Origin of the sequence: Mesorhizobium sp. M1169 (assembly GCF_040318345.1) — a bacterium.
Lineage (GTDB): Bacteria > Pseudomonadota > Alphaproteobacteria > Rhizobiales > Rhizobiaceae > Mesorhizobium.
The window spans coordinates 1-7,253 of the sequence record NZ_JAMYME010000087.1; the positions used below are offsets into that span (position 1 = coordinate 1).

The window sequence follows — 7,253 nt, forward strand, 5'->3', positions numbered from 1 at the left end:
GCCATGGAAGAGAAGCTGCGCTTCGCCATCCGTGAAGGCGGCCGCACCGTCGGTGCCGGCATCGTCGTCACCATCACAGAGTAATCGCCGGCGCTGCCGGTTGAGATCGGATGCAAAAGGGGCGGTCTTCGGGCCGCCCTTTTGATTCTGATATTCTGGCAATGGATTAACCGCATTGCTTCAAATCCTGTTGCAAGCGCCTCTGCCATAACTAGTATAGGTTGCATCGAGGGGGGCTTTGCAAACGTGGTTCCGGGACGACGTTCAGACAGTGGGGCAAAGTGGTGGCGCGGGCTGGTTCGCCTGGCGCCGGTGGTCACAATGGCGATGGCTGCGTTCGCCGCCAAGGCCGAGGATGTGTTCCCGAAGACATGGCAGACACTGTCCCATCCGCAGACATTGTCCGATCCGCAGACTTGGGCCGATCCGAAGATATTCTCCGATGATCTCTCACCGATGCGATTCGTCGTCGTGCGCAGCAGCGCGACTGGCTGCGAACCCAACTGTCCGGAATGGATCTCGGCCGAAGGCGCAATCGAAGCCGGCACGCCGACTCTGCTTAAGCGTATGTTGAAGAAGCTCGGCCGCCGCCAACTGCCGATCATCGTCAATTCCCCGGGCGGTAATGTCGAAGCGGCGATCCAGCTTGGCCGAATAATTCGCAAGAACAAGCTCGATATCGCTGTCGGAGCGACCAGGTTTTCCGGTTGTTGGCCTGGGATGAAGGACTGCCGGGCCAATGATGGCAAGGCCTCCGCCTATTTCGGCAATCCTTATGCCAGCGGCGCCATCTGCAATTCCGCCTGTCCGCTGATGTTTGCCGGCGGTGTCCGGCGCGTGGTCGGCGGTTGGGCCTTTCTAGGAGTCCACCAGATCACCACTACATACCGGCGCGAACAGGTATATTACCGCACCACCTACAGAATTGTGCATGGCAGGAAGAAGGTTATCGGCACCAAGGTTATCAGCCGCACGGATACCGGCAGCTATAAGACTTATGAGATGAGCAAAGCGGTTGAGAGGAGGCTCTCGGCCTATCTGAGGGAGATGGGTGTCGGGCGGGGCGTGCTGGACAGAATGAAGGCCACGCCCGCCAGTGACATCCGGCAGATCGCCCTCGGCGACATGCGGCAAATGAATCTGGTCACCAGCTTCGATTCGGTCGATCTGCTGACGCTGCCGACCATCTGCACCGCTGATCCTGTTCCCGCGAGTTGCAGGGAAGTGCCGCCGCCGGCAGATGAAGCCGCCGACGTCGTGGCGAGCGCCCAAGCCGCCCCGGCTGCAGCGGTCGAGCCGGAAAGCCCGACGGCGAAGAACATTGCTGACATGCGCTTCGTTCTGGTCCGCGGCAGCAATCCGCTGTGCAATCCCAATTGCCCGGAATGGATCTCGGCGGAAGGCACGATTACCGCTCACACGGCCGAAAAACTGCGCCAGCTGCTTGACGGCATCGGCGACCGGCGCCTGCCCATCGTCATCAGTTCGCCGGGCGGTGACGTGCTTGGCGCTCTCGCCGCCGGAAGGCTGATCCGCGAACGTAAACTCGACATAGCAGTAGCGCGGACGGACTTCATCGGCTGCGAGCCGCGGCAGGCCGACTGCGCCGCCGAAGACGGCGTCTATAGCGGGCTCACGGTCGATGTCGGCGGCGAGTGCGGCTCGGCCTGCCCGATCATGCTCGCCGGCGGTGTCAAACGGCTGGTCGGCCCGCGTGCACAGTTGAGCGTGCATTCGATGGGCTTCGAGCAGCGGGTCAAGGCCTATCTCGAGGACATGACTGTCGGACCCGGCATGTTTTCGGCGATGCAATCGGCGCAATACTCGCGCTACCGGCAGCTTGAACCAGAGATGATGCTGAAAGTCGGGCTGACGACCGGGCCTGGATCCGCGGACGAATTGACCGGGCCTGGCATCTGCAGATCGGAGCCACGGCCGGAAAACTGCCGCGAAGCCTCGGGCGCCAAGGCTCAGGCCAGCACGCCGGTCAAATCGTAACGTGGGCATTGCGGCCGACTGCCCATCGAGGCAGGTTGAGCGGCGCTCGGTGTTTCCGCTATCGTCCTGCGTGGTTGAAGACCAGTCAGGTGAGAAATCGCGAATGAGCCAGGATGTCCCGACATTGTTTGAATGGGCCGGCGGCTCCGAAGCGCTGAACCGCCTGACCCAAACCTTCTACGACAGCGTCTCTCGGGATCCCATCGTCGGGCCGGTGTTCAAACATATGTCGCCGGACCATCCCGCTCACGTCGCGGCCTTCATCGGCGAAGTTTTCGGCGGGCCGAAAACCTACAGCGAAGAGCATGGCGGCCATCGCGAGATGGTGATGCATCATCTCGGCAAGCATCTGACCGAGGAGCAGCGCCGGCGCTGGATCAATCTTCTCGCCGACGCCGCCGACGAGGTCGGCCTGCCTGACGATCCCGAATTCCGCTCGGCTTTCATGGCCTATGTCGAATGGGGATCGCGGCTGGCCAAGATGAACTCCAACAAGGGCCCGACCTGCGACCCCGAGACGGAACCAATGCCGGCCTGGGGCTGGGGGGTGCCGGGCGGCCCCTACAAGCCGCCTTCGGGAACCTGACCGCGCGCGAATCGGTCGAAAGCCTGCCGGCCAGGAAAACGGGTGGCTATGGAGGTCTCGGTCCTCCAGGCTAACGGTCTAAAGTCGCCCTCGAATGGCGGGGCCACATTGAAAACCGGAGGCTTTGCGATGAGACCGGAAGGCAAGAAAAATTCAGACAGCGTCTTTGACAGCGACCGCGGAGGCCGAAATCCGTTTGGCGTCATGGACGTCCCCGCTCCCGACGACGAGGAGGTGTCGGCGTTCGCCGCCGGCGTGAAACTTGAGGGAACTCCAAGCGATGAAAATGCCGAAGCATGGGGCACCGACCGCGACCGCGACCGCAACGACACCATCGAAGGCAGCTGGTCCAGCCGATGGAACGGCGGTGCCGATCCCACGATCCCGGGCGATACCGAGGATAAATGGAAGTCCGGCCGGGGCGAGGTGAAGACGGCGGGAGAGAGGGTTTACCTGCTGTTCGATTGGCATGATGGCGTGCGCAAGGGGCTCATCGATGCGCGGCGCCAGGGTGCGAAAGGGCTGGTTGGAAAATATATCAATCTGACCGACCCGAAAATCGTGCGTCCCTGGGTCGGCTTGATCGTCTGCAATCAACGGATCAACGGGAAATGGCCGGGAGGACGCCTGGACTTTCGAAGATGAAGGCCGGGTAGCGCACGTCGCTCTTTACAGAGCGCGCGGAAGCTTTTAGGAAGCGCCTGCTGCGCCGACATTGCGCATACGGGCATAGCTCAGTTGGTAGAGCGGCGGTCTCCAAAACCGCAGGTCGTAGGTTCGAGCCCTGCTGCCCGTGCCATTCTTTGAATGGATACCTAAAAACGATTCTTTTGCAGTGCGGCCTTTGAAAATCGGCTTGTGACTTGCCATATAGCATAAGTTGCGGCATAAGGGCTGCATAGCCGGGACGGGACGACTGGATGGTTCCGAGGCGGCGTTTGGGCATAAAGCGGACACTTGCCACTTGCGTGGATCAAGAATCGGTTTTATGTAGACGAAACAGACACGCGACGCGTGGAGCTGGGAAGCCGGCTTTACGCGTCTGATTTGCATGGGCGAAATGATTGCGCTGATTCGGCGCGAACGCACGCTCAAGCGGCACCTCCCGGCCAGCGGGATCATCCAGGAGGCCCGGCCAACGGGTCTTGCAGACAGAGCGGCATATGGCTTCGAAAACCACAAATCCCTTCACCTTTCTCCAGCAGGTTCGCGCGGAGACCGCCAAGGTCACTTGGCCGTCGCGGCGCGAAACGATGATCTCGACGGTGATGGTTCTTGTGTTCGCGGTCATCGCGATGATCTTTTTCTTTACCGCAGACGTGGCCATGGGCTTTGCGGTCGAAAAAATCCTCGGCCTCGGACAGTAAGTCCGGCGATTACGGAGAAGTCTTGAAATGACCGCGCGGTGGTACATCGTCCACGCCTACTCGAACTTTGAAAAGAAGGTCGCCGAGGACATCGAGAACAAGGCCAAGCAGAAGGGCCTGTCCGCCGACATCGAGCAGATCGTGGTGCCGACCGAGAAGGTCGTCGAGATCCGCCGCGGCCGCAAGGTCGATGCCGAGCGCAAGTTCTTTCCGGGCTATGTGCTGCTGAAAGCCAATCTGACCGACGCCGTGTTCTCGCTCGTCAAGAACACGCCGAAGGTCACCGGTTTCCTGGGCGACTCCAAGCCGGTGCCGATCACCGAAGCCGAGGCCCAGCGTATCCTGAACCAGGTTCAGGAGGGCGTCGAGCGGCCGAAGCCGTCGGTGACGTTCGAGATCGGCGAAGCGATCCGCGTTTCGGATGGACCATTCGCGTCCTTCAACGGTTTCGTCCAGGAAGTGGACGAGGAGCGGGCGCGGCTCAAGGTGGAAGTTTCGATCTTCGGGCGCGCTGTGCCGGTCGATCTGGAATTCGGACAGGTCGAGAAGGGCTGATCCGAAATCCCTGCACCGGTTTCGGCGGCAGGGAAGGCGGCGCGGAGATCGCGCGACCAAAAACGGGTGGGAGGCGAATGCGGCTTTAGCCGGCTGCGCGGACCGCACCACCAGACTGCAACCGCCGGCAAGACCGGCATGAGAAAAGGCAGGAAGAGAGATGGCTAAGAAGATTGCAGGCCAGCTCAAGCTCCAGGTTTCCGCGGGATCGGCCACGCCGTCGCCCCCGATCGGCCCGGCGCTTGGTCAGCGTGGCATCAACATCATGGAGTTCTGCAAGGCGTTCAACGCGCAGACCCAGGAAATGGAAAAGGGCTCGCCGGTTCCGGTCGTCATCACCTACTACCAGGACAAGTCGTTCACCTTCGTCATGAAGACGCCACCGGTGAGCTATTTCCTGAAGAAGGCCGCCAACCTGAAGTCGGGCTCGAAGGAGCCGGGCAAGGTCAAGGCCGGCACGATCGGCCGCGACAAGGTGCGCGCCATCGCCGAGCAGAAGATGAAGGATCTGAACGCAAACGACGTCGAGGCGGCCATGCGCATGGTCGAGGGCTCCGCCCGCTCGATGGGTCTGGAAGTGGTGGGCTGAGATCATGGCAAAGATTGCAAAGCGTGTATCGAAGACCCGCGAAGGCATCGATCCCAACAAGGCTTACGCTTTGGGTGAGGCGCTGAAGCTGCTCAAGGATCGCTCCTCGGTGAAGTTCGACGAGACGATCGAAGTCGCGATGAACCTCGGCGTCGACCCGCGCCATGCCGACCAGATGGTCCGCGGCGTGGTCAACCTGCCGAACGGCACCGGCCGCAGCGTTCGCGTCGCCGTCTTCGCGCGTGGCGACAAGGCCGAGGAGGCCAAGGCCGCCGGCGCCGACATCGTCGGAGCAGAGGATCTGGTCGACATCGTCCAGAAGGGCACGATCGACTTCGACCGCTGCATCGCCACGCCGGACATGATGCCGCTGGTCGGCCGTCTCGGCAAGGTGCTCGGTCCGCGCGGCATGATGCCGAACCCGAAGGTCGGCACCGTCACCACCGACGTTACCGCCGCCGTCAAGGCATCGAAGGGCGGCGCCGTCGAGTTCCGCGTCGAGAAGGCCGGCATCGTTCACGCCGGCGTCGGCAAGGTCTCGTTCGACGTCAAGGCGCTGGAAGAAAACGTCCGCGCCTTCGCTGACGCGGTGACCAGGGCAAAGCCGGCTGGTGCCAAGGGCAACTACGTCAAGAAGGTGTCGGTCACCTCGACGATGGGCCCGGGCCTCAAGCTCGACGTCTCGACGCTCGCTGCGTCCTGATACGAAACAATTGGATCGGCCGCTAAAACGCTGATCCGTGAAAGAATTCCGGGCCTCCGACCTGTCGGCGGCCCGGTACCGGAAGTCGAAAGGCTTCCGGACATCCTGTCCGAGATTGCAGGCGGCCCCCAAACCTTAGGTGATGTGGGCCTTAATTCATGTGGGCCTGCATGAGACGGGTGAAGACCGGACAAAGGAGCCACAAGCTCCAATGAAAGGTTCGAACCGTGTTTGCCTTTTGTCTGCGCACCGTCCGGCTTCCCGGCAGGTGTGGCGAAAGGGGGCAGGATCCTCGAGCGTCGTTCGGGAGATCCGTTACTGGATGGCCCGGCCGGCAAAAGGCAACCCGACGCCTGTCCTTCGTAGAGGGCAGGGGTCAACTGGAGATAGGCAGTGGACAGAGCGGAAAAACGCGAACTCGTCACGGGCCTGAATGATGCGTTTTCAAGCGCTGGTTCAGTCGTCGTGGCCCACTACGCCGGTATCACCGTCGCGCAAATGAACGACCTTCGGTCGAAAATGCGCGCCGCCGGTGGCACCGTCAAAGTCGCGAAGAACCGTCTCGCCAAAATCGCTCTTCAGGGCACGGACTCCGCATCGATCATCGAGCTGTTCAAGGGACAGACGCTGATCGCCTATTCGGAGGATCCGATTGCGGCGCCGAAGGTCGCGTCCGATTTCGCCAAGGGAAATGACAAGCTCGTCATTCTCGGCGGCGCAATGGGCACCACCTCGCTCAATGCCGACGGTGTAAAGGCACTCGCCACACTTCCGTCGCTCGATGAGCTGCGCGCCAGGCTGGTTGGCATGATCGCCACGCCGGCAACCCGGATCGCCCAGATCGTCAATGCGCCTGCGGCTTCGGTCGCGCGCGTCATCGGCGCTTACGCCCGGAAGGACGAGGCGGCATGAGGCCGTTCCTCGCTATCACAAACACACGTTCGAACCTTATGAAGGAACATTGCAATGGCTGATCTGGCAAAGATCGTAGACGACCTTTCGAAGCTGACCGTCCTCGAAGCGGCCGAGCTGTCGAAGCTTCTTGAAGAAAAGTGGGGCGTTTCCGCCGCTGCTCCGGTGGCGGTTGCCGCTGCCGGCGGCGCTGCGGCCGCTGCTGCTCCGGTCGAGGAAAAGACGGAATTCGACGTCGTCCTCACCGAGGCAGGCGCTCAGAAGATCAACGTCATCAAGGAAGTTCGCGCCATCACCGGTCTTGGCCTCAAGGAAGCCAAGGACCTGGTCGAGGCGGCTCCGAAGCCGGTCAAGGAAGCCGTTTCCAAGGCCGACGCGGACAAGTTCAAGGCCCAGCTGGAAGCAGCCGGCGCCAAGGTCGAACTGAAGTAAGCGTTGAGTACCGGGGGGGGGGGGGGGCGGCGGCCGCCCCCCCAGGAGGGGCGCGGGGGGGGGGGGGGGGGGGGCCGGGGGGAGAACCCGGTGGGGGGGGGGGGGTTGGAC

The 7,253-nt window shown here is 62.1% G+C and carries 10 protein-coding genes and 1 tRNA gene; all 11 read left to right on the forward strand.

Annotated elements, in window-relative coordinates:
- Window positions 1-84 (forward strand): EF-Tu C-terminal domain-related protein (locus tag NKH41_RS33545; RefSeq protein ID WP_502898581.1); only part of this gene is annotated, 84 nt, incomplete at its 5' end.
- 237 nt (window positions 85-321) lie between these two features.
- Window positions 322-1,998: a COG3904 family protein gene (locus NKH41_RS33550; RefSeq protein ID WP_502906094.1), complete on the forward strand. Its 1,677-nt coding sequence runs from the start codon at window positions 322-324 to the stop codon at window positions 1,996-1,998.
- Between the two features lie 103 nt (window positions 1,999-2,101).
- Window positions 2,102-2,584: a group II truncated hemoglobin gene (locus NKH41_RS33555; protein WP_352935910.1), complete on the forward strand. Its 483-nt coding sequence runs from the start codon at window positions 2,102-2,104 to the stop codon at window positions 2,582-2,584.
- 129 nt (window positions 2,585-2,713) lie between these two features.
- On the forward strand, window positions 2,714-3,229 hold the full coding sequence (locus NKH41_RS33560; protein WP_352935913.1) for a hypothetical protein: 516 nt from the start codon (window positions 2,714-2,716) through the stop codon (window positions 3,227-3,229).
- A 78-nt stretch (window positions 3,230-3,307) separates the two neighbouring features.
- Window positions 3,308-3,383 (forward strand) — tRNA-Trp (locus NKH41_RS33565).
- A gap of 364 nt (window positions 3,384-3,747) precedes the next feature.
- Entirely contained in the window at window positions 3,748-3,951 is a 204-nt protein-coding gene (gene secE, locus NKH41_RS33570; protein WP_023680439.1) for a preprotein translocase subunit SecE, read from the forward strand.
- Between the two features lie 27 nt (window positions 3,952-3,978).
- Entirely contained in the window at window positions 3,979-4,506 is a 528-nt protein-coding gene (gene nusG / locus NKH41_RS33575; RefSeq protein ID WP_006333333.1) for a transcription termination/antitermination protein NusG, read from the forward strand.
- Between the two features lie 160 nt (window positions 4,507-4,666).
- A complete protein-coding gene (gene rplK, locus NKH41_RS33580; protein WP_023680440.1) occupies window positions 4,667-5,095 on the forward strand; it encodes a 50S ribosomal protein L11 in 429 nt (142 codons plus the stop codon).
- 4 nt (window positions 5,096-5,099) lie between these two features.
- Window positions 5,100-5,798 (forward strand): 50S ribosomal protein L1, encoded by a 699-nt coding sequence (gene rplA / locus NKH41_RS33585; RefSeq protein WP_023680441.1) that lies wholly within the window; start codon window positions 5,100-5,102, stop codon window positions 5,796-5,798.
- Between the two features lie 393 nt (window positions 5,799-6,191).
- On the forward strand, window positions 6,192-6,710 hold the full coding sequence (gene rplJ / locus NKH41_RS33590; RefSeq protein WP_008875657.1) for a 50S ribosomal protein L10: 519 nt from the start codon (window positions 6,192-6,194) through the stop codon (window positions 6,708-6,710).
- A 54-nt stretch (window positions 6,711-6,764) separates the two neighbouring features.
- Window positions 6,765-7,142 carry a 50S ribosomal protein L7/L12 gene (gene rplL, locus NKH41_RS33595; RefSeq protein ID WP_023680442.1) on the forward strand — a complete coding sequence of 126 codons (378 nt, stop codon included), beginning with the start codon at window positions 6,765-6,767 and terminating at the stop codon, window positions 7,140-7,142.
- Window positions 7,143-7,253 lie beyond the last annotated feature (111 nt).

Coding starts and splice junctions, on each gene's coding strand:
- NKH41_RS33550 (WP_502906094.1), top strand. CDS start 322: ATGGCGATGGCTGCGTTCGCCGCCAAGGCCGAGGATGTGTTCCCGAAG.
- NKH41_RS33555 (WP_352935910.1), top strand. CDS start 2,102: ATGAGCCAGGATGTCCCGACATTGTTTGAATGGGCCGGCGGCTCCGAA.
- NKH41_RS33560 (WP_352935913.1), top strand. CDS start 2,714: ATGAGACCGGAAGGCAAGAAAAATTCAGACAGCGTCTTTGACAGCGAC.
- secE (WP_023680439.1), top strand. CDS start 3,748: ATGGCTTCGAAAACCACAAATCCCTTCACCTTTCTCCAGCAGGTTCGC.
- nusG (WP_006333333.1), top strand. CDS start 3,979: ATGACCGCGCGGTGGTACATCGTCCACGCCTACTCGAACTTTGAAAAG.
- rplK (WP_023680440.1), top strand. CDS start 4,667: ATGGCTAAGAAGATTGCAGGCCAGCTCAAGCTCCAGGTTTCCGCGGGA.
- rplA (WP_023680441.1), top strand. CDS start 5,100: ATGGCAAAGATTGCAAAGCGTGTATCGAAGACCCGCGAAGGCATCGAT.
- rplL (WP_023680442.1), top strand. CDS start 6,765: ATGGCTGATCTGGCAAAGATCGTAGACGACCTTTCGAAGCTGACCGTC.